We start from the raw sequence: 24,202 nt of genomic DNA, 5'->3' as shown, positions 1-24,202 counted from the left end.
CCATGCGCCTCATTCTTGCTGCCTTGACGCTGACCACCTTCCTGACGCCCGCATTGGCCGATGAAATCTGGGTGACCAACGAAAAGGACGACACCGTCAGCGTGATCGACGTCGCCACGCAGGAGGTCATAAATACCTATCCGACCGGTGAGCGTCCGCGCGGGCTGACATTCGCGCAGGATCATTCCGTTCTGTATATCTGCGCATCCGACAGCGACACGGTGCAGGTTATGAATCCCGATACCGGCGAGATCCTGCACGAGCTGCCCTCGGGCGAGGATCCCGAACAGTTCGTGCTGCATCCCGACAATCGCCACCTGTATATCGCCAATGAAGACGACGCGATCACCACCGTTGTCGATACCGAAACCCGCAGCGTAGTGGCCCAGATAGACGTGGGGATCGAGCCCGAGGGAATGGCAATCTCTCCCGATGGGAAAGTCCAGATCACCACCTCGGAAACGACCAATATGGCGCATTGGATCGACACCGAAACGAACCGGATCTTCGCCAATACGCTGGTCGACGCCCGCCCGCGCGACGCCGAATTTGCCAAGGACGGGACAGAGCTTTGGGTTTCGGCGGAAATCGGCGGCACGGTGTCGGTTTTCAATGTCGCCGACCAGTCCGAGATTACCAAGATCGCATTCGAGATCACCGGCGTTCATCCGGACAAGGTCCAGCCCGTCGGCATGCGGATGACGCCCGACCAGAAGACGATGTTCATCGCACTCGGCCCCGCCAACCACATCGCCGTGGTCGATGCCGAAACCTACGCGGTGCGCGATTACATCCTTGTCGGGCGGCGCGTCTGGCACATGGATTTCTCGCCCGATGACAGCCTGCTGTTCACCACCAATGGTGTGTCCGGCGATGTCACCGTCATCGACGTGGCATCGGAAAAGGCGCTGAAGACGATCAAGGTCGGGCGCTTTCCCTGGGGTGCCGCGGCGCGTCCCACCAGCAACTGACGGAGGAAAATCATGCTGAAACCGATGATCGCCATGGGGCTGGCGCTTTGCCTGGCCTTGCCCGCTGCCGCGCAGGATGCCGATGATGACGACGATCTGCCGGCGGGCCTTCTGGCCGGCCCGAACAAGCGGGACCTGCCCGAGATCATCCTGTCCGTCGGCGAACCGCTTGGTGAGCCATGGGTGCTGAAATCGGGCGGCTATTACGAGGTCGAGATCACCTCGGACGGATCGGGCGAGATTGCCCTTGCCGGGGCGGCCTTCCTGCGTGCGATCTGGATCGACGAGATCGTCATCGAGGGGCTGGAGATCCGGCCGCTCGGCCTTGACAGTCTGGAATTTGACGAGGCCGGAACGATGGAGATCGGCTTTGTCGCCATCAAGCCGGGCAGCTATGAACTGGCTGTGCCGAATGGTGGCGAGACGCAGCGGCTGCAGATCGTGATCGAATAGGCAATGTCAGGGCTGAACATCGCCGATGTCAGCTTTAACTATGGCGCCAAGCGCGCGCTGGATGGGGTCAGCCTTACGGCTGGACCTGGCCGGTTCACGGCGCTGCTAGGGCCGAACGGTGCCGGGAAATCGACGCTTTTCGCGCTGATCAGCGGGTTGATCGCAACGCGTCGGGGCAGGGTGCTGATCGAGGGCTTTGACATCGCCACCAACCCACGCGCGGCGCTAAGCAGGCTGGGCATCGTGTTTCAGGCGCAGACATTGGATCTGGATCTGACCGTGCGCCATAACCTGCGCTATTTCGGGGCGCTGCACGGCATGTCCGGCAAGGAGTTGGATCAGCGCATCGACGCGGCGATGGACCGGCTGGACATGCGCGACCGCCTGGGCGAGCGCGCGGCCGAACTTAACGGCGGTCATCGCCGCCGTATGGAGATCGCCCGCGCGCTGCTGCACCGGCCCTCGGTTCTGGTGCTGGACGAGCCGACCGTGGGGCTGGATGTGGCGTCGCGCATGGCGATCACCCGGCATGTCCATGATCTTGCGGCGGATGAAGGGCTTGCCGTCTTCTGGGCCACGCATCTGGTCGACGAAATCTCGGATGGCGATGACCTCGTGTTGCTGCACAAGGGCCGGGTGCTGGCGGCGGGGCAGGCAGGCGCCTTGCGCGGGCAGGTGCTGCTGAATGATTGGTTTCTGGGTCAGACGCGGGTGCCGGCATGAGTTACCGCATCGCGCTGACCGCCATCACCCTGCGCGAGCTTCGCCGGTTTCTGTCCCAGCGGGGCCGGTTCTTCGCGGCGCTGGTGCGGCCGCTGGTCTGGCTGGTGGTCTTTGCCGCCGGATTCCGGGCGGCACTTGGCCTGTCGATCATTCCGCCCTACCAGACCTATATCACCTATGAGGTTTATATCACGCCGGGGCTTTGCGGCATGATCCTGCTGTTCGCTGGCATGCAGAACGCGCTGTCGCTGGTCTATGACCGCGAGATGGGGACCATGCGGCTGCTGCTGAGCAGCCCCTTGCCGCGCCCGTTCATCCTGTTCGCAAAGCTGTTCGCGGGCACCGTGGTCGCGGTCGCGCAGGTCTATGCGTTTCTGGTCGTCGCCCTGCTGATCGGGGTGGATATCCCGCTTTCCGGGCTGGCGTTCATCCTTCCAGCGCTGATCCTGTCGGGGATGATGCTGGGTTCGCTGGGGCTGTTGCTGTCGGCGACAATCTCGCGGCTGGAAAACTTTGCCGGAGTGATGAACTTCGTGATCTTCCCGATGTTCTTCCTGTCGACGGCGCTTTATCCGTTGTGGAAAATGGCCGAAAGCTCGCCACTCCTGCGCGATATCTGCGCGATGAACCCGTTTTCTCATGCGGTCGAGCTGATCCGCTTTGCCCTCTACGGCCAGATCGCCCCGGTTCCTTTGCTGGTGGTGCTGGGTTGTGGCGCCGTCTTCTTTGCGCTTGCCGTTTTCTTCTATGATCCCCGGCGCGGGTTGCAGCGCAGCAAGGCCTAGGCGGTCTGCATCTGTGGCATATCCCCTGTCTTGCTGACCAATCTGGCCGGCTGGCCCGTAAGCTCCGCGCGCCGATCGGCAAGCTGGCGCGCCTCGTGCCTGCTATGGGTCACGAAGATCGTCGCCGGACGATGGCTGTCGATTAACTCGCGCGTCAGCACCAGCAGGTCGGCCACGCGGTCCGGGTCCAGCGAGGTGAAGGGCTCGTCAAGGATCAGGATGTTGGGCGGCACGACGAAGGCCCGTGCCAGCGCCACGCGCCGGGCCTGTCCCAGCGACAGGGCGCGCGGATAGGTGTTTTCGTGACCCGCCAGCCCGACACGGGTCAGCATCTGACCTATTGCACCTGCGGTTGCCCGCGTGGTCAGGCGAATATTGTCGCCGACGTTGCGCCAGGGCATCAGGCGCGGTTCCTGAAAGACCATGCTCATCCGGCCAGTGGCTTCGACACGGCCATCAAAATCATCGTCCAGACTGGCGAGGATGCGCAGAAGCGTCGATTTGCCGACGCCCGAGGAGCCCTCGATCGCCAGCACCTCGCCCCGTGCGACCTCCAGCGTAATGGGATCGAGCACCTGCTTGGCGCCGAAGCACTTTGACTGGATCTCGGCCCGGATCATGGCGCGCGCCAGCGACTGGCCGCGCGTTCCAGCGGCTGCATGACCAGCCATTCGATGGCCAGCATCACGATGATGAAGGCAAGCGCATAGGCGATGACGCGGGGGATATCGAACATCTGGAAATAGAGATGGATCTTGAAGCCCATGCCGGAACTACGGCCCAGAAACTCGACCACCAGAACGATCTTCCAGATCAGCGCCAGTCCTGATCTTGCCGCCCCTGCCAGCGACGGGGCAAGTTGCGGCAGGATCAGGTGGCGCAGCCGGTCGCTGCGGGACATGCGGTAAGCGGCGGCCATTTCGTCAAGGTCAGGGTCGATCACCTTCGCGCCCTCGCGCACCAGCACGGTGACCAGTGGAACCTTGTTCGCGACCACTGCGACGATGGCGGCGGTTTCGCCCAGGCCCAGCCACAGATAGGACAGCACGATGGTGACAAGCGCGGGGATGTTCAGCGCCACCACCAGCCACGGATCGGCCCAGGCATTCAGCCGGTCATGCGTCCCCATGGCCAGCCCGAGCGCTGCGCCAATCAGCATTGCCAGCGCGAAGGAGATCGCAACCCGGCCAAGTGTGATGCCCAGTTGATGGGGCAGCGCGCCCGACAAGGTCTCGGAGACGAGGATCGGCAGGATCTGGAACGGTGATGGCGCGCGTGTGGGGTCATTCAGCAGATAGGCCAGCACGGCCCAACTGCCCAGAAGCATCAGGATCGAAACAAGCGCCGTAAGGCCGCGCCGGGTGGCGGGTGGTGACTGCGTGGCACGACCGGGGGCCGGCCGCGCTTTTCCGGTGACGCTAGTTAAAAAGGCCATCGGGCAGCTCGGTCATGTCGCCCACAAGATCCGGCCCCCCAAGACGCGCCATCAGATCGAAGGTCTTGGCGACCTGCTGCACGTCGACCTCTGCAACCGATGGGATGCCGGCACGATAGCCCGCCTTGAGCGCCGCGAACTCGGCGTCGTCCTTGGCGTTCATGCCGGGCCGCATGGCGTCCCAGGCGGTATCGTCACTTGCAAGGATCTGCTTCGCCTCATTCGAGGCATCGGCAAGACCCTTGATAAGCTCGGGCGCAACATCGCCGCGCACGACATAGCCCAGAAGCGGGATCTCAGGGTCAAGCCCAAGTGCCGCCGCCGCATCCACGACCGACAGCAGCACCCGCATTCCGGCGGCCTCTTGTTTGGCGTTGAAATGCCAGAAGTTGATCGCCCCCGCGACATCGCCATCAATCGCCGAGGCCATGATAAGGGGCGGCGCGCCGAAGACCGGTTCGGTCCTTGCAGCCAGATCGACCCCGTATTCCTGCAGCGCATAGGCGCGCAGGATGATCCAGGATTTGTCCAGCGGACCGCCGGCAATGCCGATTTTCTGGTCGAACAGATCGTCAAGGCTGTCCATGTCGCTGTCGCCCGCGACCATGACCCCGCCCACGGCTGTCGAATAGGGGATGAAGACGAAATCCTGGCCGCTTGCGCGCATTTTTGCGGCCCAGATCCAGTCCGACACGATGGCATCCGCTTCGCCGCCCTGAAGGGCGATGCGGGCGGCGTCATTGGCGGCCACGCCCATGACCGACATCGTGAAGCCGTTCTTTTCGTCCAAGCCGTTGGCGCGAATCGTGTCCAGCTCCCAATTGACGGTCCCGGACTCCAGCGTGGCGATTTTCAACTCGGCAGAATGTGCGGCGCCAAGGGCCAGCATCGACAGCCATCCAGTGATCGCCCCAAGCGCTAGTTTCCTGAAATCGCGCATCGCATTCCTTCCGATTCTGCATCTCCGCTTTGGGATGATCCGGCATCGCCCGGCATCGCGCCACGCGACCAAAGTCGTAGCGACCAAGGTCGCATATGCGCCGGTGGGGCGAGGGCGAATACTGCGCGAAGAACGACTTTCAGCGGAGGAGGATGAAAAATGTTCGGATCGCGCTCGCGTATGCTCAAGGCTGCGCTGCTGACCACCGTTCTGAGCGGTGGCGCCGCGCTCGCCAATGTGACGGAAGAAATGATCGCCAATGATGCGACCACAACCAACCAGATCGTGACCAACGGATTGGGTCGCGACCTTCAGCGCTTCAGCCCGCTGGAGATGGTCAACAAGGAAAATGTTGGCCAGCTTGTGCCGGCTTGGGTCTTCTCGATGGGTGGCGAGAAGCAGCGCGGGCAGGAAACCCAGCCGCTGATCTATGATGGCGTGATGTATGTCACCGGCTCTTATTCGCGCCTTTATGCGATCGACGCCCGCACGGGCGAAGAGCTTTGGCAATATGATGCCCGCCTGCCCGAAGGCATCCTGCCTTGCTGCGACGTGGTCAACCGGGGTGCTGCCATCTGGAATGACAAGATCATCTTTGGCACGCTGGACGCGCGTCTGGTGGCGCTGGATCTGAAAACCGGCAAGGCGGTCTGGCGTGACGAGATCGCGGATTACAAGGCCGGCTATTCCTATACCGCCGCGCCGCTGATCGTGAACGGGCTGGTCATCACCGGGAATTCTGGCGGCGAATTCGGTGTCGTTGGCGAAATGCAGGCTCGCAATGCCGATACCGGCGAACTGGTCTGGACCCGCCCGGTCATCGAAGGCCATACCGGTACGCTGAACGGCGAAGAAACGACCATGACCGGCACGCTTAACGCGTCCTGGGAAGGCGATGCATGGAAAACCGGCGGCGGCGCGACATGGATGGGCGCCAGCTATAATGCCGAGACCGATACGGTCATTGTCGGCACCGGCAACCCCTCGCCTTGGAACTCGCATCTGCGGCCCGGCGACAACCTTTATGCCGCCTCGCGCATCGGGCTTGATCCGGCCACGGGCGAGATCAAGTGGCATTTCCAGACCACCCCGAATGAAGGCTGGGACTTTGACGGCGTCAACGAGGTCGTGCCCTTCACCGCCACCGATGGCACGCGGCAACTGGCGACCGCCGACCGCAACGGGTTCTTCTATATCCTGAACGAAGCCGATGGCGGCTTTGTACGCGCGACACCCTTTGTCGAGCAGGTGAACTGGGCCAGCGAGATCGGCACTGACGGCGTTCCGGTCTGGAACGTGGCCAATCGTCCGGGCGATCCCGCAGCCGCTGCCGATGGTGCCAAGGGCGAGACGGTGTTTGCCGTGCCGGGCTTCCTTGGCGGCAAGAACTGGATGCCGATGGCCTATTCGCAGAAGACCGAGCTGTTCTATGTGCCCTCGAACGAATGGGGCATGGATATCTGGAACGAGCCGATCAGCTACAAGAAAGGCGCGGCCTATCTGGGTGCTGGTTTTACCATCAAACCGCTGTTCGAGGACCATATCGGCGCCTTGAAGGCGATCGACCCGAACACCGGCGAGATCAAGTGGACTTACAAGAATGCCGCGCCGCTCTGGGGTGGGGTCATGACAACCGCCGGCGGTCTGGTCTTTGCCGGCACGCCCGAGGGCTTCCTCAAGGCGTTTGATGACGAAACGGGCGAGGAACTCTGGTCGTTCCAGACCGGCTCGGGCGTCGTCGGCCAGCCCGTCACCTGGGAAATGGACGGACAGCAATATGTCGCCGTTGCCTCTGGCTGGGGCGGTGCTGTGCCGCTCTGGGGGGGGGAGGTCGCCAAGAAGGTGAACTACCTCAACCAGGGCGGTTCGATCTGGGTGTTCAAACTGCCGAACTGAAAAGGGATCGAGGGACGGTCCGGGGCAGGCGCCATGTCCGCGTGGCGCCTGCCTGACACTGAAAAACCTTAAAAACCCGGAGAAACATGATGTCGCTTTTGATGACCCGCCGCACGGCGCTGATCTCTGCTGCCGCAACAACTGCTGTTTTCGCACTGCCCAGCCGGTCCCGCGCCGCCACAGCCCATGAAGTCATGATGCTGACCAAAAGCCCGGACGATCCGGCATTGCGCAACATCTTCTCGCCGCGATTGCTGGTCGTCGAGTCGGGCGACACGGTCAAGTTCGTGCCGACCGAAAAAACCCATAACAGTGCCTCGATCAGGGGCATGATCCCCGAGGGTGCAGAGACCTGGAAGGGCAAGATCAACCAGGAAATCGAAGTTACCCTGACCTTGCCGGGCTTCTACGGCTACGAATGCACGCCGCATCATGCGATGGGAATGGTGGGGCTGGTCGTTGTGAAAGGCGATGGCATGATGACCAATTTGGAGGCCGCCAAAGCCGCCAAACTTCGCGGCAAGGGTGCCGACGTGTTTGCGGAAATATGGGCCGAGGTTGGCGGGCTCGACCTGCAGGCCTAAACCAGACCGCGCAGGGTGAAGGGCGTCCTGATCCGGTCGCGCAGCCAGACCTCATTCGCCCCGGAAATCTTCGGTGGCACATGTCCGCCGAGTTTGCCCGCGGCCACACTGCCGGTCCGGCGCAGCCGCGGCGACCACTTCACAACACTTGAGGGCGCGACGCTCAAGGCCGCAGCGACCTGTCGGATCGTCTCACCATCCGCCAGCCGAGCCATCGCCCGCTCTCGCAAATCCATCGAAAGTGCCTTGCTCATCTGATCTCCTCCAAATCTGTCCTACGCGAACAGAATCAGAAGAAAGCCTTCACAGGAATCCCCGAGGATTCAGATGAGCGTCATGCCGCTCTAGCGTCGGAAATTCACTGCTCGTGAAGACGTCATCGTTGAGAAACAGTGTCCAAATCGAGCTCCGCAACCAAAAAATTCCCACGTATCAAATAGATAATCCGATGGTATCAACATACCACCGGCGTTTCGGCCGTCTACATCAACGCCACATCAACACCGAAGCAGAAAAACCGCACTCGCATGCATTGGCGCGCAGCCGCAGGCACTGGCGGGTACCTCCGGCCCACTTGACTTAGCTCCCAACGCAATATTCCCGAAAAGTCTTGAACCCCATTGCACGAGCGAGGATGGTAGGCAGCGTCCTAGAAAAGTCCTGCGCTTATGCTCTTCAGAAATTTGATTTCGACCTACGGCGCGTCGTTGGCGAACAAGTCCGCGCCGCAAAATGACCCAGTTTGGCATCTCGTAAAAACCGACGAACTGCTGAACTTTCGACAATATACCATCGATGCTCTGCAGCAGGCAAAGATCTATTTGCTCGATCACGCTGCGGCTGCCTATGCCGATACGCTGCATGACACGATTCAGGACAGGACCGACGACGAGAACGTTGCAGCATTGACCTTCTTGGGAGAAGTCGAGCCTCCCGGAAAGGTTGCATGGGTCGAGTTCGATTATCGCGAATTGGTCGTGGCGCGCGTCAGGCGAGGCTCTCCTGTGATAGAGCACCACGAGAACCCATCGGGCTCGGGGAAGCGCGGTTATCTGATCGATGATCGGGAAACAGATGCTCTGACGGCGACGATGTTCAGCTGCGACTCGGGGGGCAGGATCGTCGATCCGTTTTTTACCTTGCGATTCGGGCGTCCTGAACAAGGTGGGCTTAACTCCTTTCAGCCTCAGATGCACGATTACATGGCCGATTTGCTGTCCAAGCGTGGTATGGCGAAGGAAGAAATTTGCGGTCGTGCACAGATTTCATTGGTCGACACAGCCTCGGATCTCTTCATCCCATACGCGCTATTCGCGATGCTGACTTCCCCGGACCTGGGCGGGATCATTCCGACAGAAGCTGTCACATTCTCACCAAAGGAGCTGAAGACCGCGCGCAAGTTCGGGAAGTCGTGGATCCTCGGCGCTGGAAAGTCTCATCACACCATACGGATCGGCCCGCAAGCTGCGGCGCACATGCACGAACAGCGCGCGCGCCTCGAATTTGAACGTGCGGTGCGAGACGGTCGGAACGGCCCGATCCGTCACTGGGTGAATGAACATGAACGGCATTATCGGAGCGGCAAGGTCGTTCTGATCAAGGGACACCACAGAGGTCACGTGTCAGAGCCGGGCCGTCCAACCCGGGTCATGGGTCCGCGATCTGAAGCGACAGCGTTCGTATTTCCGCGAAAGGATCAATCAGGCATTTGAAGCGTTGCCTCTGCAACCGTGACCTTGCAGCATGAAAATCCGGCCGAAATCAGCGTCTCCTGTCATCCGGATTCTGACTATCACTCTCCCGCTCGACCCGTCCCGCCATCGCCAGCAGGGTGATGAAGACCGCATCAGAGTGCCGGGCCAATGCGATCAGGTGCTCGCCGCTTGGCCCTCGCTCCGCGGACATCCAGTAGTTGACGGTCCGCTCGCTTGCACCGGTCCAGCGCATTGCGGTCTTGATCGCCCGGTCCGTCTGGCCGAGGTCCGCGACCAGTGCGGCAGCGATTGCTTCCCTGTATTCCCCGGAACCGCTGTCGGGTGCACAATTGTGCCCATCTTCACCCACATACTCTTTCCCTCCTCGGCTAAACCGAGGGGAAACGTGAAAACGGCAGGTTCCAATTTGCACCCGGATCGGGCGTGCGGGGCGGTCGGCCCGGGGGTTCCAGCATGAACTGAAGTGGAGACGCGTATGGCAGGTCACACCCCGCCTTCCCTCAGCAACACCGGATCCGAGCCGACGAGTCGGCGTGCGGCTGAATATGTCCGCATGTCGACGGAACATCAGAAATATTCGACCGAAAACCAGTCAGACGCGATCCGGGCCTACGCCGAGGAACGCGGCTTTGAACTGGTGCGGACCTATGCAGATGCGGGGAAAAGCGGGCTGAGGCTGGAAGGGCGCGAGGCGCTGCAACAGCTGATCCAGGATGTGGAAGCGGGCACGGCGGATTTCGACGTGATCCTGGTCTATGACGTCAGTCGTTGGGGCCGGTTTCAGGATGCCGACGAATCTGCCTATTATGAATATATCTGCCGCAGGGCGGGCAAACAGGTCGAATATTGCGCCGAGCAGTTCGAGAACGACGGCAGTGCCATCGCGACCATCGTCAAGGGCGTCAAGCGCGCCATGGCGGGTGAATACAGCCGCGAGCTGTCGACCAAGGTCTTTGCCGGGCAGTGCCGTCTGATCGAGCTTGGTTATCGGCAGGGTGGGCCCGCCGGTTACGGGTTGCGGCGCGTCCTTGTCGACGAGCGCGGCGACATCAAGGCCGAGTTGAAGCGCGGCGAGCAGAAAAGCCTGCAGACGGACAGAGTCATCCTTGCGCCCGGCCCCGACGAGGAAGTGCAGACGGTGCGCTGGATCTATGGCCGGTTTCTGAAGAAGGGCAGGTCCGAGAGCGAGATCGCAGCGGAACTGAATGAACGCGGCATCCTGACCGATCTCGGTCGGCTCTGGACCCGTGCCACCGTCCAGCAGATCCTGACCAATGAGAAATATATCGGGAACAATGTCTACAACCGGCGTTCGTTCAAGCTGAAGCGCAAGCGGGTGGCGAACGGCCCTGAGATGTGGATCAGATCGGAAGGTGCCTTCGAGGCCATCATCCAGCCCCGGGAGTTTCAAAAGGTGCAGGCGGTGATTGCCGCGCGCAACCGACGTTTTTCGGATGATGAAATGCTGGGCAGGCTGACACGGCTGTTTCAGCGCCATGGCTATATTTCCGGGCTGGTGATCGACGAAGCCGGCGGCATGCCGTCAAGCGGCGCCTATGCGCATCGCTTCGGCAGCCTGCTGCGCGCCTATTCCCTCGTCGGGTTCGCGCCAGATCGCGATTATCGCGATGTCGAGATCAACCGCATGCTTCGGCTGTTCCACGGCGATGCGGTCGAGCGCGTGTTGGGCGAGATCACCAGGCTGGGCGGTGCAGTCGACCGGAATCCTGTCACCGATCTGCTGACGATCAACAACGAGTTTACGGCCTCTGTCGTCGTTTCCCGGTGTCGTGAAACACGCGGGGGCGGTCTGCGCTGGAAAATCCGCTTCGACATCAGTCTCGCCCCGGATATCACAATTGCGATCCGAATGGACCGCGCGAATAAGAAGGCGCTCGATTATTACCTGCTGCCGCAGTTTGAAATGCGCAGCAAGCCGCTTGGACTGGCCGAGGAGAATGGTTTGATGCTGGACGCCTTCCGGTTCGAGACGCTTGATTTCCTTTTCGAGATGGCCCGCCGTGTTCCTGTCTCGGAGGTTGTGCCATGGTGAGCGGGATCGAAACACAGGGAGAGGTCCAGGACATCCCAATCGCGGAGATTACCGTAGAAAACCCACGCGAACGGTCGGAAAAGACCTTTCGTGCTTTGGTGGACAGCATCAGCAGGGTCGGGCTGAAAAAAGCCGATCACTGTCGCGCGCGACGATCATGGGAGTTACCGGCTGGTCTGCGGCCAGGGCCGGATGGAGGCCTATCTGGCCTTGGGTGAAACCCGGATCCCGGCGATCATTGTGGAGGCCAATGAGATCGAACGACTCCTGCGCAGCATTATCGAGAATATCGCCCGGCGCCAGCAGCGCCCTCTGGAATTGCTGCAGGATATCTCCACCCTGCGTGATAGGGGATATTCTGATCACGAGATTGCCGACAAGACCGGGCTTTCCTTCGCCTATGTCCATGAAATCGGCGAGCTGATCGCCAATGGCGAGGAGCGGCTGCTGATCGCGGTCGAGACCGGCAAGATGCCCCTCAGCGTCGCGCTTTACATCACGCGAGCAGAAGAAAAGGATGTGCAGAAAGCGCTGGAAGCGGCTTATTCCTCCGGTGAGTTGCGGGGTAAGAAGCTGCTGGAAGCCCGGCGGCTCGTTGAGCTGCGAAAGCGGCATGGCAAGCACAAAGGCGTCACCCGCACCGCACGCTCGCGTACGCGTATGACCTCGGCGGCGCTGGTCAATGCCTATCGTGCCGAGGCAGAGCGCCAGAAGGACATGATCAGCCGTGCGCAGGTCACACGCAGCAGCCTGCTGTTTCTCGATGCCGCGTTCAAGTCGCTGCTGAAGGACGAGAATTTTCTGACGCTCTTGCGCGCTGAGGGCCTGGATTCCCTGCCGCGCATTGTCGTCGATGGTCTGGGAGAGGCCGCAACATGACACGTCCAGACAAATCGCCCAATGCAATAAGCCCTGGCTTCGAGACAGATTTGATCAACGTTCCGATCGCGTCGATCCTTCCAGTCAAACAGCTTCCGGACACAGTGCCCAAGAGCCAGAAATATGCGCAGATCACGGCATCGATCCGCGAGGTCGGGCTGATCGAACCGCCGGTCGTTTCGCGCGCAAAAGGGCAGGGTGATGCCTTCATCCTGCTCGACGGCCACGTTCGGCTGCTCGTCCTGAAGGAGATGGGCGAGGAAGCGGTCACATGCCTTGTGGCGACTGATGACGAGGCCTTGACCTACAACAAGCGGATCAGCCGCCTAGCCACGATTCAGGAGCACAAGATGATCCTTCGTGCTGTCGAACGCGGTGTGCCCGAGTCCCGGATCGCTGCCGCGCTGAATGTCGATGTGGCGCTGATCCGTCGAAAAAGGAACCTGCTGAACGGCATCTGCGCCGAGGCTGCCGAGCTGCTCAAGGCGCGACATTGCCCGATCAACAGTTTCCGGGCTCTGCGCAAGGTGAAGCCCTTGCGCCAGATTCAGGCGGCCGAACTGATGATCGCCGCAAATAACTACACGGTGGCTTATGCCGAGGCCATTCTTGCTGCCACCGATGCTACGGATCTTGTCGACCCAGCGGCGCGCAAATCACCCGTCGGCGTCACGCGCGAACAGGCCGAACGGATGAAAGCCGAGATGGCCAGCCTGCAGAAGAACATCAAGCTGATCGAAGGTACGCTCGGTCCCGATCACCTGCGTCTTGTTGTTGCAGGCCGTTATGTCGAACGGCTCTTGCAGAACGACCGCCTCGTTCGGTTTCTTGAAAGGAACCATCAGGAAATTCTGCGCGAGTTTCGACAGATCGTCGCTGGCTTGGCTCAGCCCGCAGTGTCGGAGGTGGCCGAGGGTTAGGCCGCAGGTAGCGGGAAAGTCAGGAAGGGGACCCGGACCCGAAAGCGCGGGGACCGCAGGAGACGCCGGACCGTGGGCCGGATCGAGTGCGGGGTGGGGATGGCGGCGAACCCGTTCGGAGCCCACCGGGGTCGGCTAGCATATCGCCGACCAAGTGGATATCCCGAAACTGGATATCCGAGATGACAGGTGGGCGCGCTGGTCTTCCTGGACGGACAGATGGTCCGGCTTGGAGATGGCGCGCCCAAAAGGGTTAACAGCCTGCGATCAATTCAGCAGGTTCAAACTGCTATGACCGTCCCAACTGCCGTCAATGTTTGGATAACAGCAGCGACCTCTGCATGCAGCTCACATTCCAGCTTTTCGGCATCTATTTCGACTACGAGAGAATACCGAACAGTGGGCAGCGCATCCTGCAACCGCGACTTTGCTTTCCACCAGCCGGTCACTGGATGCACGGCTATAAGATTTCGTCGGGCAAGATCCGAAGCCTTGCAGGTCAATTGGTCGATGTGCAGGGAGCCGACATCGCGCCGATTGCTTCCAAAATCCCATCCATCCTGCTCGTCGCTTTCTGGTTCGTCAGTTTGTTCGGCAGCCTTGCTGATCCTGGCGAGAAACTGAGCTTCACTTTCGTCGGCGCGATTGAGCTTGAATCGCAGGTTGTGGGATGCGTACCGGTATCGATTGCCGCGTGAGGGTTCTGACGGGTTAGGTGCGATGAACGTGCTCAGGGTGACGCGCAGCGTGACATTCGCGTTGCCGAGCCTACGCAGCTCTTCAACCGGCCAAGGCAAGGTGAAAAGTTTCAGCTCATGATGAATGTCGTTTCCAGTTTTGTCTGAAAGTGCATAAGGATTGATGGTGTCTTCGACGATCAGGGTTAATGCGTTCGAGGCGCTTCGCCTTGCTCGATCAAGATCTGGCACGCCATAGCCGTAGCGCCGAAATAGGAGGGCAAAGCTGCCCTTTTGCGGGTTGGCGCTAGCGGGCAAGTGGGAACGCATTTGCGATGTCCATCTTGCTGAGGATACATATAGGCCACGTACAGTTTCCGGCCAGAGCATGGGGTATTCCGACCATAGGGTCGAAATTTGATTTGCAGCAAGGGCCGTTGCTGCACTGGTGTCAAAGGTGAAGCAGAATGATCTCTGCGGATACCGGTGGTCGGTCGACAGCAAGGACAACCAACCATGCCGCATGGGTGGCGGGCTATTGCCGGTCGCCCAGTTTCCACCCTCAAGCACCACGTCCGGTTTCAATGGCCAGTAGGAGGACCACGAGGCAGTGCGCGAGGCAGGCGACAGGTCACCGAACGGCGCGAGGGCTGCGGTGCCTTCGCCAGCTGGTAGGGCTGTTTTTTCGGTATAGGCCCCTACGCATAATGCATTCCAGGCTTGTGCAGGCGCTTCGACTTCGTTGTCGGGGTGATCGCATCGATCAAGATAATTGCCCGCACCGAAGGTGAAATTGTCTGTGTTCCCTGCGGAAATGAGGAGCAACCGTCTGACCTTTTGCTGACCTAGGACACCCGCAGCGAGCTCGTCGATGGCGCTCGACCAAGAGGTGGGCGCGCCGTCATGTGGAGTATCCTCGCTTGTCGTGGCTGGCATTGAAAAGATGCGTCGTCTTAACCAACGTGCTTCAACTGCATCGATCGCGTCACGGGTAACGGCCCCGAGAAGGTGGTGCGGGTTTTCGCCCGCATCAGGTAGCAGTTTGACCGATTCCAGCCGATGATGGATTTCGACCGGCTCCATCTGTTGAAGTTTGGTGGTGAGGTCGCCGAAGAGGGCAAGGCCGGCCATCTGGGTTCCGTGGCCTTTGATATCCTCTACTGCCCAACTCGGATCGGCAGCGTGACGATCATCAGACGACAAAGATGGCTGGATCAGGGGGTGAGCGCGGCTGACCCCGGTATCCAGCAGAGTAATGAAGCCAGGATCAGCGTTTGGTGGATAGCTGGTTCGCTGGGCAAGCTCATCCACCCACGCAGCCTGTTCCTTCACAGGCAAACCTTCAAAGAAATCTGCCGTGACCGTTGGTGCGGCGAGCGCTCGGACCCCTCCGATTTTCCGAACAGCGGTCGCGAGTGCATCTTGGGTTCCGTTCGCGACGATCACCACGTCTTCAGGAAATCTAAGCAATTCACTTCCCGGTTCGAGCCCGTATTCTGGCGCAACTTGAATAAATCGATCAACTTCATCTGGATTGAGCCAGATTTCCCAGAGCACGTCGACACCGGCCGCTGGAAATTTGTGGGAGGGGCTTCGCCATAAAGCGCGTAAGCCTGCTTCGGTGATAGCGGCCAAGCTCTGCACAAGATCGGCGTTCTTTGGCCTTCCTGGGATCAACTGACCATTTTTTTCGCGGTCCGGGGTGTTCTCTGTTTGAAACTGGGCGACTTTCTTGCGAAAGGCCTCGACGCCTTTCTCTGTCGCGAAAATGGTCGCCTTATCCAGCCCGTCCTCTCGATATTTGCCTTCCTCGTATTTGAGCAGGTTGAGGTGTTTGGTGTCGAGGCTTGTTCGCTTCAGTTTTTCGCCCGCACGCCCGGAGACCTCCAGATACAACCCTGGCAATCCGTCGGATTTAATATCGGGAAGCGCGTCAAGCGCGCGCAGCAAGATTTGAGCATGGGCCTCCCTATCCGGCACATCGCTCGGTCGCTTGCTGACTGGCGTACCTTTCCATTGGTATGGCTTACTTGCCCCGAGGTCCCTGAGATGAAAGTGACGCAGGTTTCTTGGCATGCTCGTCCGTCCCCAAGCCCTGCAACGCGCGGCGGCGCTGCAAAGCATCGATCAAATTTTTCGTTGCAATCTTGTTGGTGTCGCTGAGGACTGCTCGGCGTGCGGCGTCCTCCGCTGCAGCGACCACGTCCGCCGTCGAGAGATTGCGGGCGTGATCCGTGACCCGTTTCCAGCCTATTCGGCTCAACGAAAAACCGATCAGGCGGCGTTCAAGAGCTTGTTGAATCGCCGCAGCATCAGGCATTTCATAGGGCAGTACGAGATCAAAGCGCCGCAGCACGGCGCGGTCCAGAATACCAGGCAGGTTAGTCGTGGCAACAACAATGGACGGACCTGTGTCTTCGTCCATAAACTGAAGGAACGAATTCAGTACGCGGCGCGCTTCTCCAACATCGTTGTCGTTACTTCTTGCTGCTGCCAGTGCATCAATTTCGTCGAACAGATAGACACCGCGCGTGGTCTTGATTGCGTCGAATACCATCTTGAGCTTTTGAGCTGTTTCGCCCATGAATTTGGTGATCAACCCGTGCAGCATGACTGAAAACAGCGGAAACTGGAGTTCGCCTGCCAATGCATGTGCACTTAGAGTTTTTCCAGTTCCCGGAGGCCCAGAGAAAAGCAGTCGGCGCCGTGGCTTCAGACCCTTTTCTTCAAGCTTTTCGCGCTGCCGGGTTTCGACAACGATGTGGGCCAGTTCTTCTTCTATCTGAAGAGGCAGAATCACATCCGCCAAACGCTCGGAGGGATAGGAAGCGGCGAGAAATTGCCCTAGGTCGCCACGAGGAGTCGCAAGCGGCGTGATTTCTGGCTTGCGCTTTGCGGGTGCTTTTTGGCCAGCCTCCGCCCATTGGCGAAGCTGTTCGGCCAGGCGCGTATGACCTTTTTGTTCCTCGGCCGCAGACAACTGCATCGCCAGATCGTAAAAACGATCAGCGTTACCTTCAGCATGGCTTTTGACCAAGCCTATCAGTTGCTGCGCGGATGCCATACGTGCCCTCTGCCGATCTCGATAGATCCTGATCTATATCTGTACACGGCGTTTCCCAGTCACGCTAGATGCCCCCAGGTTTGTTGACGAGCGCTGTTGCGAGGATGACTCGGCGGCTACCTGCTCGGGCCGCACGCCCGCGCCCGCGCTCGCAGCACGGCACAGTCCGCGATCATCCCGACCAGGGCCGCACCTTCCGGCAGCGCCTCCAACTCCACCGCCGCCGGGTCCCGTTCCGCCTGATCGTAAGCCACGACAGGCGGACAGACTACGCCGCCCGGATCAGAACCACCCGTTGCGCAGGCGGTCAGTAAGCTCGAGGCGATCAGGAGGGCGGTTGCTGGATGCCGCCAGCATGCGGCGTGGCGACCGGCGGTTTCACCAAAACGTCGCAGGTTAAGGAGCCCGTCGAGCAGGCGCAGGGCCTCATTTTGGGTGACATATTTCTTCGCCTGCGCCGCCATCAGATTTGGCGGCCGCGGGTTTGTGGTCCTGTCGGACATTCTTGCTGCCGGTCTTCGGAGCTGAGGGTTGGTGGTGCGCGCGGTGCGGCGCCTGACACGGGTCGAAAGCTGGCAGGTGCGAATGGTCAGGCTGCCGCCGGGCGCTAGCATTGCGCCCCAATCGGCGATCTGTTGGGCGGCGGTGTAGTGCGCCGAATTGGTGCTCGTCTCAAGGCATCCCAATACGGTAGGGTTCGTTCTGGCAAAGTTAGAACGGCCAGCTAAATCGCGGTGAGCGCCGATAATCAGCGGACGACGAAATGGAGCATCGCGTCAGCCTTCTCTCGTTCCAGAAGTGCGCGCTTGCGTCGATATCCCCAGCGATACCCGGAAATCGAGCCGTCTTTCTTGATGACGCGGTGGCAGGGGATGAGGATGGCGATGCCGTTCGCGGCGATGGCTGCTGTGACGTCGCGGGCGTCGTTTGTGCCCAGCTGGGCTGCGAGTGCACCGTAATTCGTTGTCTCACCGGCGGGAATGTCGCGCAGCATCTGCCAGACTTGGCGCTCATATTCGGAGCCTCGCGGGTCAAGCGGAATATCTGCGACAGTCTCGGGTTGATCAATCACGTCTGAAAGCGTCTCGACCAGATCTGCCAGTCGGCTTTGATCCTCTTCCATGGTTGCACCGGAAAACCTTTGCATGAGGGCATCCAACACGGCTATGCGATTGTCGGCGAATTCGAGGGCAACGATACCGGCATGCGATGTGGCGACGATGAACCCGCCAAGCGAGCTTTCGCCCCATGCGTATGAGATTTCTTCTGACATGATCTCTGCTCCTTTTCAGTTGCCTTGAACGTAATCCGTATCTTCGTCAGTGACGCTCCGCGCCTTGCTTTCAAATTCGCGCATCATGCGCGGCAGGAACAGAAATGTCCGGCGCCGGCGATCAATCGACCGCAAGTGCCGAGCATCGGATGATCAAGGGATCACTTCGCGTCGTGGAAGATGATCCCGACGGTGTGGCGCTGACCGCTGCGGACGCGGCTGACGCCGTGGCGCAGGTTGACGCGGTAGTTGCCGCGGCTGCCTTGGACGGGCCGATTATGGACGGCGAAGGCGACGGCATCGCCTTGGTCCAGCGGGACCACCTCGGCGCGGCTCTGCATCCGGGGGCGCTGTTCGGTCAGGACGAAGTCGCCGCCGGTGAAGTCGCGGCCCGGTTCGGACAAGAGGAACGCCACCTGGATCGGAAAGGCCAGGTCGCCATAGAGGTCCTGATGCAGGCAGTTGAAGTCACCCGCTATGTATTGCAACAGCAGCGGTGTGGGGCGTGTCTGCCCCGCCTCATGGCATTGGCGCAGGAAGTCCGCATGGGCTTCGGGATAGCGCTGATCGATCCCCATGCGTTCGTTCCAGCTGTTCGCGACGTCGGCCAGTTTCGGCCACAGCGCCGTGCGCAGCCCGCCCAGCAGGTCGGGCAGTGGGTATTTGAAATAGCGGTATTCGCCCTTGCCGAAGCCATGCCGCGCCATGTGGATATGGCTGCGGAAATGCTGTTCCTGCGGATAGAGCGCCGCGAGGTCGCGGCACTCCTCCGGGTTCAGGACGCCTTTCAGGGTGGCGCAGCCGAAATTGTTCATCTCTTCTGCGAATGCCGACCAGTCATAGCTGGCAAGACGCTGCTCGGCAGCATTCACGACCGGCGCGGCGGGGATGAAATCGGTGACGGCATTCATGCTGCGGACTCCTTTTCCAGCAGGGCGCGCTTGCGTTCGATCCCCCAGCGATAGCCGGAAAGATCGCCATCGTTGCGCACGACCCGGTGGCAGGGGATCGCCACGGCGAGTTTGTTGGCCGCGCAAGCCCCGGCAACGGCGCGGACCGATTTCGGCGCGCCGATCTGGCGGGCGATGTCGGCGTAGCTGACGGTTTCGCCCATCGGGATGTCACGCAGGGCCTGCCAGACACGTTGCTGGAAAGCGGTGCCACGAATATCCAGCGGCAGGTCCAGCCCGATCTGGGGCGCCTCGACGAAGCCCACCACTTGCGCCACACGGGCCTCGAAAGCCGCATCCCCGCCGATCAGATTGGCTTTTGGAAAGCAGTCCTGCAACTCGTTGACCAAGACTTCGGGATCATCGCCCATCGCAATCGCGCAGATGCCCTTGTCGCTCTCGGCCACAAGGATCGCGCCGAGCGCGCTTTCGCCCAGGGCAAAGCGGATATCGGTATCCTTGCCGCCCTGACGAAAGGCCGTGGGCGTCATGCCCAAAACCTTGTTCGAGGTCTCATAGAACCGACTGTTCGCGTTGAACCCGGCGTCGTAAATCGCTTCGGTCACGGTATTCTCCTTATCCTGCAGTTCAGCGCGGACCTTTTGCGCGCGATGCGCGGCACCCCATTCGCGAGGCGTCAGTCCGGTGATCGCCTTGAACTGGCGGTGAAAGTAATGGCTGCTGAAGCCCACCTTGGCGGCGAGGTCGTCCAGCTTCGGCATTTCGTCCGAGGCCTCGATGATCCGGCAGGCCTCAGCGATGATTTCAGTGTTCGCCTGCGCCGCCGATTGCCCCTTGGGATTGCAGCGCATGCAGGGGCGGAAGCCTGCGGCCTCCGCGTCCTTCGGCGCGTCGTAGAAGGCAACATTGGCGGGCTTGGCACGCCGTGAAGGGCAGGACGGGCGACAATAGATGCCGGTGGTCTTGACGGCAAAGACAAAGCTGCCATCCGCGCCCGCATCCCGGTCCAGGACGCTTTGCCAGCGCGGGTCCTGTTCAGTTTGGGTCTTGTTCATTGTCATGCTCTTTACCCGATTGGTTGGCTGTTGATCCCAATATAAGGTGCTTTTGCCCCCGCTCACTCCGCGCCTTGCTTTCAAATCCGGATCACGCGATGCGGTGAATGGTGGTCTGCCTCAGGCGAAACACCTCGCCCGATGCGAGTCGCAGTTCGTGCTCGTCGTTCTTCAATTGACGAAGTTCGGCAAGATCGACGCCAACCAGCCCGCTGATCCATCGCATGACTTCCGCCTTCTCCGGGTCGCATTGGTGGCTTGTCGCCTCTCTCTGCAACGTGCTGGGGGGCATCATTCGCTCTCCTCAGAGGCGCAGCGATTGGGCCGTGGCGTGTCGCCTCGCTTGTCCGGCGGGACGCCGCAATTGTTCACCCGCTGTTCATCGGTCCATTTCGCGCCAAGCCGTTCCTTCCCGGTTCTGGTCTGACTGGTCGGGGCGAGTTGCGCTGACACGGAAGTCTCTGGGTCCGACTCTGCCTCTTGGGCAGCCGCCACACCCGTGACACTTATCGACAGGATCATTGCGCGGAACAGATGCGCTGACATGGCATGGTCCCTTCCTTGTCTGGGTAAGCACGACATCAACCGAAGCACGCTGCGGGCAGGCTGCCGCTTTGCTGCAGTTCAGTTGCCGCAGACATAAAGGCAGCGCGTGCAGGCATGGCGAGGAAACCGCCGGTGCTGACACGCCTGACACCCAGCTTCTGAAGATTGCCCGCATTCATTTCCGGGCTGACCAGCAGCACATTGACCGGCTTTGGCGCGACGGCCGCCACAATGGCGGCGATACCGTCCGGCTTCGTGACGGCGGGCGCATAGAGAACATCTGCCCCGGCCTCGGCATAGGCCTGCAACCGCTCGATGGTCGCGGCCAGATCGGTACTGCCCAACAAAAAGCCCTCGCTGCGGCCGATCAGCATGACATCCGGGTCGATAGTGTCGATGGCCTCGCGTGCCGCCCGGATGCGGGCGGCTGCTTCTTCGAGGGGATACAGCGTGTCGCCCGCGCGGTCCTCGATGGACAGCCCGGCAATGCCCGTTTCAACGGCACGGGTCACGTTGGCTGCCACGCCCTCTGCGTCATCCGCAAATCCGGCCTCGAAGTCCGCGTTGACCGGGAGATCGGTCGCCGCAACGAGATCGCGCAGATTGTTAAGTGTTTCATCCAGCGTCGCCGACAGATCGTCCTTGCCGAGCAGCAAGGCGAGACCATGGCTGGTCGAGGCAATCGCCTCGAAGCCCAAATTCGCCAGCTCCTTGGCTTCGCCCGCGGTGGCTGCGTTGGGTATGGTGAAAAAGCCGTCATGCAAATTGCGAAAGGCGGCGCGTCGTCCGGTGAAGTCAGTCATCGATTTCTCCTGTGCAAGATTTCCCGGACATAATCTCTGATGCCGCGCCATCCGGCACTCCGATCCTTGCGCTGGAATATCGGCGCGCTCACAGCGCACCGCGAAAGGTCAGGTTCAGCCGCATGCGCCCGACCGCAGGATGCTCGCCCTCCTTCAGCGTCAGAACCCCATGATAGCAAAGCCGCGATGGCCCGCCCCAGACCGCCACATCGCCATGCAGCAGCGCGTACTTCTGCACCGGGTCGCTCCGCTTCAGCCCGCCGAATTGAAACGTGGCCGGTAGACCAAGAGAAACCGAGACGATGGGATTGGCCATGTCACGCTCGTTTCGGTCCTGATGCAGCGACAGCCGCGCGCCCGGTTCATATAGGTTGATCAGGCAAGCATCGGGGCGAAAATCCAGATAGCCTGCCTTGGTCGCAGCTTCGGTCGCAACCGCCATGAAACTGTCGGGCATCGCGGGCCAGGGTTGCCCGGTCTCCGGGTCTGTGCCGTCATAGCGATAGCCGCTGCGATCCGTGACCCAGCCCGCCTGTCCGCAATTGGACATCGCCACCGACATCACATGCCCGGCGGGCGTCACCATATTGCGAAAGGGTGAGGCCGACGAAACGTGGCGAATCGCGGTCAGCAGGTCGTCCGCTTTGTCCAGAGCTAACCCCCGCAACAGGACAGCGCCCTTCGCCAGCTTCTCCTGCGCGGTTTGCTGCGGCTCGATGCCGCCGAATAGATCATTGATCATGGCCTGCCTCTTTCACATATGCGGATGGGTGAAGAACCGGACGATATCCGGCTTTCATGACGGCGTAGCTCGAAGGCGGTGTCAGCATGCCATCGAGATCGGGCGGCTCACTGGCCGAGTAACCTCTGGGCGACCATTCCAGCCATCGCCCAGCCCATAGCCATGACGTATGCCCGGATGCCGCAATGACGCCGACTGGCAGCGGTCCTGATGGTAATGGATGCAGGCGCTTGTCACGCCCGTTCAGCCGTTCTGAATGCAGGGCGGCGTCCATCACCTTGACCGAAGGCGCGCTGTTCCAACCATCGCGAAACCGCAAGGCAGCCCCCCTGCGGCAAAGGAAGCATGGGCGATGGCCTGCCGCAAGTGCGGTCGCTTCATCCAGAAAGAACAACTCGGTCCATTTCCGGCCGGTCATCACATCGCGCCTGCGACCCTGAAAGTCGCAACGACAGATCAGCCATGCCTTAGTTGTCCAACGCCGACTGGCCAAGCGCCGCCCCTTGGGCAGGTGGAGAATACCGCGATTGCCGGTGAACATACTCCGAGCGTCAACGGCTATAATGTCGCCAAATGGGGTGACACGGTTTTGCAGTGGCATTTCTCGCTCCTTTCGAAGGGACCAGAATGACGGGGTGATGGCCGGATGCCACTCCGAATCTTGCGCTTTGATCGGACGAATTTGGCCGCAAGAAACGGGGTTCATTTCTGCCTGGTTCGTGCGACCCGCGACTTTCCTTCATGATGCTGGAACAAGATGCAGACCCAAAACCGCTACACCGAAGCCGAAAAATTCCTGCGCAATCTGGATGACGATTGGGCGCATGCCATAGATCTTATCGGCCCCTGCCGTCACGATCCGAAAGCGGCACGCGAGCCCTATGAGGCCCTTATCCGCGCCATCGCCTATCAGCAACTGACTGCCAAAGCCGGTGACGCAATCCTCACGCGGCTGAAGGCGCTTTGTCCTGAAAATCCGTTCCCTACGCCCGATGCAATCATCGCGATAGAATTCGACGCCCTGCGTGCCTGCGGTTTCTCGGCCAGCAAGATCGCCACGATCAAAGCCATCGCGGAAGGTTCGAAAACCGGCCTTGTGCCCTCACGACAAATCGCCGTCAGGATGGATGACGAGGCCCTGATTTCCAATATATCGGCGATCAAAGGTATCGGTCGCTGGACGGTCGAAATGCTGCTGATGTATTCGCTTGAACGCGCCGACATCCTGCCTGCCGACGATTTCGGCGTCCGGGAGGGTTATCGCGCATTGAAAGGGCTTGCTGAACAGCCAAAGCCGAAGGCGCTGCGCGAAATCTCCATCGCTTGTGGCCAGCCCCACCTGAGTGGTCCAGTTTGATTGTTAGTGTATGACCGGCCTTTGGTCCATCGGGACGATCGTTTCTGGGGCCGGTGGGCGATAGCCCAATGCGCTGTGTGGTCGCTTCGTGTTATAGTGCTACCTCCATGCTTCGATGATGATTTGCGCCTCACGGAGACTGTAGAAGACTTCACCGTTCAGCAACTCGTCGCGGAACCGGGCGTTGAAGCTCTCGCAATAGCCATTCTCCCAAGGTGAGCCGGGTTCGATATAGGCCGTCTTCGCCCCGACGGCTGCGATCCAGTCGCGGACTGCCTGGGCGATGAATTCCGGCCCATTGTCCGAACGAATGAAGGCAGGGACGCCCCGCAGGATGAACAGATCGCTCAGGGCGTCGATCACATCAGTCGAGTTCAGCTTGCGCTTCACCCGTATCGTCAGACATTCTCGGCTGTGTTC

At 60.5% G+C, this 24,202-nt stretch carries 26 protein-coding genes and 1 pseudogene; 11 read left to right on the top strand and 16 right to left on the bottom strand.

What is annotated here, in order from left to right; all coding sequences use genetic code 11:
* Window positions 1–2 precede the first annotated feature (2 nt).
* Genes BLT73_RS16115 through BLT73_RS16100 form a run of 4 tightly spaced genes read left to right on the top strand, consistent with a single transcriptional unit; the run spans window position 3 to window position 2,932 of the window.
* Window positions 3–971, top strand: coding sequence for a YVTN family beta-propeller repeat protein (locus BLT73_RS16115; RefSeq protein WP_090525528.1), 969 nt, complete (start codon window positions 3–5; stop codon window positions 969–971).
* A gap of 12 nt (window positions 972–983) precedes the next feature.
* Complete coding sequence (locus tag BLT73_RS16110) at window positions 984–1,424, top strand: hypothetical protein (protein WP_090525526.1); 441 nt, start codon at window positions 984–986, stop codon at window positions 1,422–1,424.
* Window positions 1,425–1,427: 3 nt separating this feature from the next.
* Window positions 1,428–2,147, top strand: a complete 720-nt coding sequence (locus BLT73_RS16105) for an ABC transporter ATP-binding protein (RefSeq protein ID WP_090525524.1) — start codon at window positions 1,428–1,430, stop codon at window positions 2,145–2,147.
* Window positions 2,144–2,932 (top strand): ABC transporter permease, encoded by a 789-nt coding sequence (locus BLT73_RS16100; RefSeq protein ID WP_090525522.1) that lies wholly within the window; start codon window positions 2,144–2,146, stop codon window positions 2,930–2,932. The genes BLT73_RS16105 and BLT73_RS16100 overlap by 4 nt, the downstream gene beginning before the upstream one ends.
* Here BLT73_RS16100 and BLT73_RS16095 read toward each other — a convergent pair.
* Genes BLT73_RS16095 through BLT73_RS16085 form a run of 3 tightly spaced genes read right to left on the bottom strand, consistent with a single transcriptional unit; the run spans window position 2,929 to window position 5,307 of the window.
* Window positions 2,929–3,552 carry an ABC transporter ATP-binding protein gene (locus BLT73_RS16095; protein WP_090525555.1) on the bottom strand — a complete coding sequence of 208 codons (624 nt, stop codon included), beginning with the start codon at window positions 3,550–3,552 and terminating at the stop codon, window positions 2,929–2,931. The two genes, BLT73_RS16100 and BLT73_RS16095, sit on opposite strands and share 4 nt — an antisense overlap.
* Entirely contained in the window at window positions 3,549–4,367 is an 819-nt protein-coding gene (locus BLT73_RS16090) for an ABC transporter permease (protein WP_176805180.1), read from the bottom strand. The genes BLT73_RS16095 and BLT73_RS16090 overlap by 4 nt, the downstream gene beginning before the upstream one ends.
* Window positions 4,351–5,307, bottom strand: a complete 957-nt coding sequence (locus BLT73_RS16085) for an ABC transporter substrate-binding protein (protein WP_090525517.1) — start codon at window positions 5,305–5,307, stop codon at window positions 4,351–4,353. The genes BLT73_RS16090 and BLT73_RS16085 overlap by 17 nt, the downstream gene beginning before the upstream one ends.
* 180 nt (window positions 5,308–5,487) lie before the next feature.
* Between BLT73_RS16085 and BLT73_RS16080 the strand changes: the two genes are divergently transcribed.
* Both BLT73_RS16080 and BLT73_RS16075 read left to right on the top strand, forming a co-directional pair.
* The gene (locus BLT73_RS16080; RefSeq protein ID WP_090525516.1) at window positions 5,488–7,203 is read left to right on the top strand and encodes a PQQ-dependent methanol/ethanol family dehydrogenase; all 1,716 of its coding nucleotides are present in this window, start codon (window positions 5,488–5,490) and stop codon (window positions 7,201–7,203) included.
* A 101-nt stretch (window positions 7,204–7,304) separates the two neighbouring features.
* Window positions 7,305–7,787 (top strand): pseudoazurin, encoded by a 483-nt coding sequence (locus BLT73_RS16075; protein ID WP_245727380.1) that lies wholly within the window; start codon window positions 7,305–7,307, stop codon window positions 7,785–7,787.
* Here BLT73_RS16075 and BLT73_RS16070 read toward each other — a convergent pair.
* Entirely contained in the window at window positions 7,784–8,041 is a 258-nt protein-coding gene (locus tag BLT73_RS16070) for a helix-turn-helix domain-containing protein (RefSeq protein ID WP_090525514.1), read from the bottom strand. The two genes, BLT73_RS16075 and BLT73_RS16070, sit on opposite strands and share 4 nt — an antisense overlap.
* Window positions 8,042–8,455: 414 nt before the next feature.
* Between BLT73_RS16070 and BLT73_RS16065 the strand changes: the two genes are divergently transcribed.
* A complete protein-coding gene (locus BLT73_RS16065; protein ID WP_090525512.1) occupies window positions 8,456–9,499 on the top strand; it encodes a hypothetical protein in 1,044 nt (347 codons plus the stop codon).
* Between the two features lie 49 nt (window positions 9,500–9,548).
* Here the strand turns inward: BLT73_RS16065 and BLT73_RS16060 are convergent, their stop codons facing one another.
* On the bottom strand, window positions 9,549–9,851 hold the full coding sequence (locus BLT73_RS16060) for an XRE family transcriptional regulator (RefSeq protein ID WP_245727379.1): 303 nt from the start codon (window positions 9,849–9,851) through the stop codon (window positions 9,549–9,551).
* Window positions 9,852–9,977: 126 nt separating this feature from the next.
* Here BLT73_RS16060 and BLT73_RS16055 point away from each other — a divergent pair, with 126 nt between their 5' ends.
* The 3 genes from BLT73_RS16055 to BLT73_RS16045 all read left to right on the top strand — a co-directional run bounded on the left by BLT73_RS16055 (window position 9,978) and on the right by BLT73_RS16045 (window position 13,354).
* Window positions 9,978–11,555, top strand: coding sequence for a recombinase family protein (locus tag BLT73_RS16055; RefSeq protein ID WP_281246301.1), 1,578 nt, complete (start codon window positions 9,978–9,980; stop codon window positions 11,553–11,555).
* A 135-nt stretch (window positions 11,556–11,690) separates the two neighbouring features.
* Window positions 11,691–12,434: a ParB/RepB/Spo0J family partition protein gene (locus tag BLT73_RS16050; RefSeq protein WP_281246302.1), complete on the top strand. Its 744-nt coding sequence runs from the start codon at window positions 11,691–11,693 to the stop codon at window positions 12,432–12,434.
* A complete protein-coding gene (locus BLT73_RS16045; RefSeq protein WP_090525509.1) occupies window positions 12,431–13,354 on the top strand; it encodes a plasmid partitioning protein RepB C-terminal domain-containing protein in 924 nt (307 codons plus the stop codon). The genes BLT73_RS16050 and BLT73_RS16045 overlap by 4 nt, the downstream gene beginning before the upstream one ends.
* Window positions 13,355–13,635: 281 nt before the next feature.
* On the opposite strand, the gene BLT73_RS16040 is transcribed toward BLT73_RS16045, so the two are convergent.
* The 10 genes from BLT73_RS16040 to BLT73_RS15990 all read right to left on the bottom strand — a co-directional run bounded on the left by BLT73_RS16040 (window position 13,636) and on the right by BLT73_RS15990 (window position 23,026).
* A complete protein-coding gene (locus tag BLT73_RS16040; protein ID WP_090525507.1) occupies window positions 13,636–16,107 on the bottom strand; it encodes a S8 family peptidase in 2,472 nt (823 codons plus the stop codon).
* Window positions 16,058–17,095 carry an AAA family ATPase gene (locus tag BLT73_RS16035; RefSeq protein WP_090525505.1) on the bottom strand — a complete coding sequence of 346 codons (1,038 nt, stop codon included), beginning with the start codon at window positions 17,093–17,095 and terminating at the stop codon, window positions 16,058–16,060. The genes BLT73_RS16040 and BLT73_RS16035 overlap by 50 nt, the downstream gene beginning before the upstream one ends.
* 116 nt (window positions 17,096–17,211) lie before the next feature.
* Window positions 17,212–17,598: a hypothetical protein gene (locus tag BLT73_RS17700; RefSeq protein WP_245727378.1), complete on the bottom strand. Its 387-nt coding sequence runs from the start codon at window positions 17,596–17,598 to the stop codon at window positions 17,212–17,214.
* A 245-nt stretch (window positions 17,599–17,843) separates the two neighbouring features.
* A complete protein-coding gene (locus tag BLT73_RS16025) occupies window positions 17,844–18,368 on the bottom strand; it encodes a methylated-DNA--[protein]-cysteine S-methyltransferase (protein ID WP_090525503.1) in 525 nt (174 codons plus the stop codon).
* Between the two features lie 161 nt (window positions 18,369–18,529).
* Complete coding sequence (locus BLT73_RS16020) at window positions 18,530–19,279, bottom strand: 2OG-Fe(II) oxygenase (RefSeq protein ID WP_090525501.1); 750 nt, start codon at window positions 19,277–19,279, stop codon at window positions 18,530–18,532.
* Complete coding sequence (gene ada, locus BLT73_RS16015; RefSeq protein ID WP_245727377.1) at window positions 19,276–20,400, bottom strand: bifunctional DNA-binding transcriptional regulator/O6-methylguanine-DNA methyltransferase Ada; 1,125 nt, start codon at window positions 20,398–20,400, stop codon at window positions 19,276–19,278. Before ada ends, BLT73_RS16020 begins: the two co-directional genes overlap by 4 nt.
* A gap of 25 nt (window positions 20,401–20,425) precedes the next feature.
* Window positions 20,426–20,629: a hypothetical protein gene (locus BLT73_RS16010; RefSeq protein ID WP_090525497.1), complete on the bottom strand. Its 204-nt coding sequence runs from the start codon at window positions 20,627–20,629 to the stop codon at window positions 20,426–20,428.
* A 286-nt stretch (window positions 20,630–20,915) separates the two neighbouring features.
* On the bottom strand, window positions 20,916–21,683 hold the full coding sequence (locus BLT73_RS16000) for an isocitrate lyase/PEP mutase family protein (RefSeq protein WP_090525494.1): 768 nt from the start codon (window positions 21,681–21,683) through the stop codon (window positions 20,916–20,918).
* 88 nt (window positions 21,684–21,771) lie between these two features.
* Window positions 21,772–22,425: a DNA oxidative demethylase AlkB gene (alkB, locus tag BLT73_RS15995; RefSeq protein WP_090525493.1), complete on the bottom strand. Its 654-nt coding sequence runs from the start codon at window positions 22,423–22,425 to the stop codon at window positions 21,772–21,774.
* On the bottom strand, window positions 22,415–23,026 hold the full coding sequence (locus BLT73_RS15990) for a hypothetical protein (RefSeq protein WP_090525491.1): 612 nt from the start codon (window positions 23,024–23,026) through the stop codon (window positions 22,415–22,417). Before BLT73_RS15990 ends, alkB begins: the two co-directional genes overlap by 11 nt.
* Before the next feature lie 156 nt (window positions 23,027–23,182).
* Between BLT73_RS15990 and BLT73_RS15985 the strand changes: the two genes are divergently transcribed.
* Window positions 23,183–23,782 carry a DNA-3-methyladenine glycosylase family protein gene (locus BLT73_RS15985; protein ID WP_090525489.1) on the top strand — a complete coding sequence of 200 codons (600 nt, stop codon included), beginning with the start codon at window positions 23,183–23,185 and terminating at the stop codon, window positions 23,780–23,782.
* 3 nt (window positions 23,783–23,785) lie between these two features.
* On the opposite strand, the pseudogene BLT73_RS15980 reads toward BLT73_RS15985, so the two are convergent.
* A pseudogene (locus BLT73_RS15980) lies at window positions 23,786–24,202 on the bottom strand (integrase core domain-containing protein); the annotation flags it as partial.

The sequence above is a fragment of the Paracoccus isoporae genome (assembly GCF_900101865.1).
In the GTDB taxonomy this organism is placed as follows: domain Bacteria; phylum Pseudomonadota; class Alphaproteobacteria; order Rhodobacterales; family Rhodobacteraceae; genus Paracoccus; species Paracoccus isoporae.
This window is presented reverse-complemented; position numbering and strand designations above follow the sequence as displayed.

Bases quoted from the DNA above. Each gene is read 5' to 3' on its own strand.
- BLT73_RS16115 (WP_090525528.1), top strand. From the start codon at position 3: ATGCGCCTCATTCTTGCTGCCTTGACGCTGACCACCTTCCTGACGCCC.
- BLT73_RS16025 (WP_090525503.1), bottom strand. From the start codon at position 18,368: ATGTCAGAAGAAATCTCATACGCATGGGGCGAAAGCTCGCTTGGCGGG.
- BLT73_RS16020 (WP_090525501.1), bottom strand. From the start codon at position 19,279: ATGAATGCCGTCACCGATTTCATCCCCGCCGCGCCGGTCGTGAATGCT.
- BLT73_RS17700 (WP_245727378.1), bottom strand. From the start codon at position 17,598: ATGTCCGACAGGACCACAAACCCGCGGCCGCCAAATCTGATGGCGGCG.
- BLT73_RS16075 (WP_245727380.1), top strand. From the start codon at position 7,305: ATGACCCGCCGCACGGCGCTGATCTCTGCTGCCGCAACAACTGCTGTT.
- BLT73_RS15990 (WP_090525491.1), bottom strand. From the start codon at position 23,026: ATGCCACTGCAAAACCGTGTCACCCCATTTGGCGACATTATAGCCGTT.
- BLT73_RS16090 (WP_176805180.1), bottom strand. From the start codon at position 4,367: ATGGCCTTTTTAACTAGCGTCACCGGAAAAGCGCGGCCGGCCCCCGGT.
- BLT73_RS16070 (WP_090525514.1), bottom strand. From the start codon at position 8,041: ATGAGCAAGGCACTTTCGATGGATTTGCGAGAGCGGGCGATGGCTCGG.
- BLT73_RS16045 (WP_090525509.1), top strand. From the start codon at position 12,431: ATGACACGTCCAGACAAATCGCCCAATGCAATAAGCCCTGGCTTCGAG.
- BLT73_RS16110 (WP_090525526.1), top strand. From the start codon at position 984: ATGCTGAAACCGATGATCGCCATGGGGCTGGCGCTTTGCCTGGCCTTG.
- BLT73_RS16040 (WP_090525507.1), bottom strand. From the start codon at position 16,107: ATGCCAAGAAACCTGCGTCACTTTCATCTCAGGGACCTCGGGGCAAGT.
- alkB (WP_090525493.1), bottom strand. From the start codon at position 22,425: ATGATCAATGATCTATTCGGCGGCATCGAGCCGCAGCAAACCGCGCAG.
- BLT73_RS16100 (WP_090525522.1), top strand. From the start codon at position 2,144: ATGAGTTACCGCATCGCGCTGACCGCCATCACCCTGCGCGAGCTTCGC.
- BLT73_RS16095 (WP_090525555.1), bottom strand. From the start codon at position 3,552: ATGATCCGGGCCGAGATCCAGTCAAAGTGCTTCGGCGCCAAGCAGGTG.
- BLT73_RS16105 (WP_090525524.1), top strand. From the start codon at position 1,428: ATGTCAGGGCTGAACATCGCCGATGTCAGCTTTAACTATGGCGCCAAG.
- BLT73_RS16080 (WP_090525516.1), top strand. From the start codon at position 5,488: ATGCTCAAGGCTGCGCTGCTGACCACCGTTCTGAGCGGTGGCGCCGCG.
- BLT73_RS16010 (WP_090525497.1), bottom strand. From the start codon at position 20,629: ATGATGCCCCCCAGCACGTTGCAGAGAGAGGCGACAAGCCACCAATGC.
- BLT73_RS16035 (WP_090525505.1), bottom strand. From the start codon at position 17,095: ATGGCATCCGCGCAGCAACTGATAGGCTTGGTCAAAAGCCATGCTGAA.
- BLT73_RS16065 (WP_090525512.1), top strand. From the start codon at position 8,456: ATGCTCTTCAGAAATTTGATTTCGACCTACGGCGCGTCGTTGGCGAAC.
- BLT73_RS16085 (WP_090525517.1), bottom strand. From the start codon at position 5,307: ATGCGCGATTTCAGGAAACTAGCGCTTGGGGCGATCACTGGATGGCTG.
- BLT73_RS15985 (WP_090525489.1), top strand. From the start codon at position 23,183: ATGCAGACCCAAAACCGCTACACCGAAGCCGAAAAATTCCTGCGCAAT.
- BLT73_RS16055 (WP_281246301.1), top strand. From the start codon at position 9,978: ATGGCAGGTCACACCCCGCCTTCCCTCAGCAACACCGGATCCGAGCCG.
- BLT73_RS16000 (WP_090525494.1), bottom strand. From the start codon at position 21,683: ATGACTGACTTCACCGGACGACGCGCCGCCTTTCGCAATTTGCATGAC.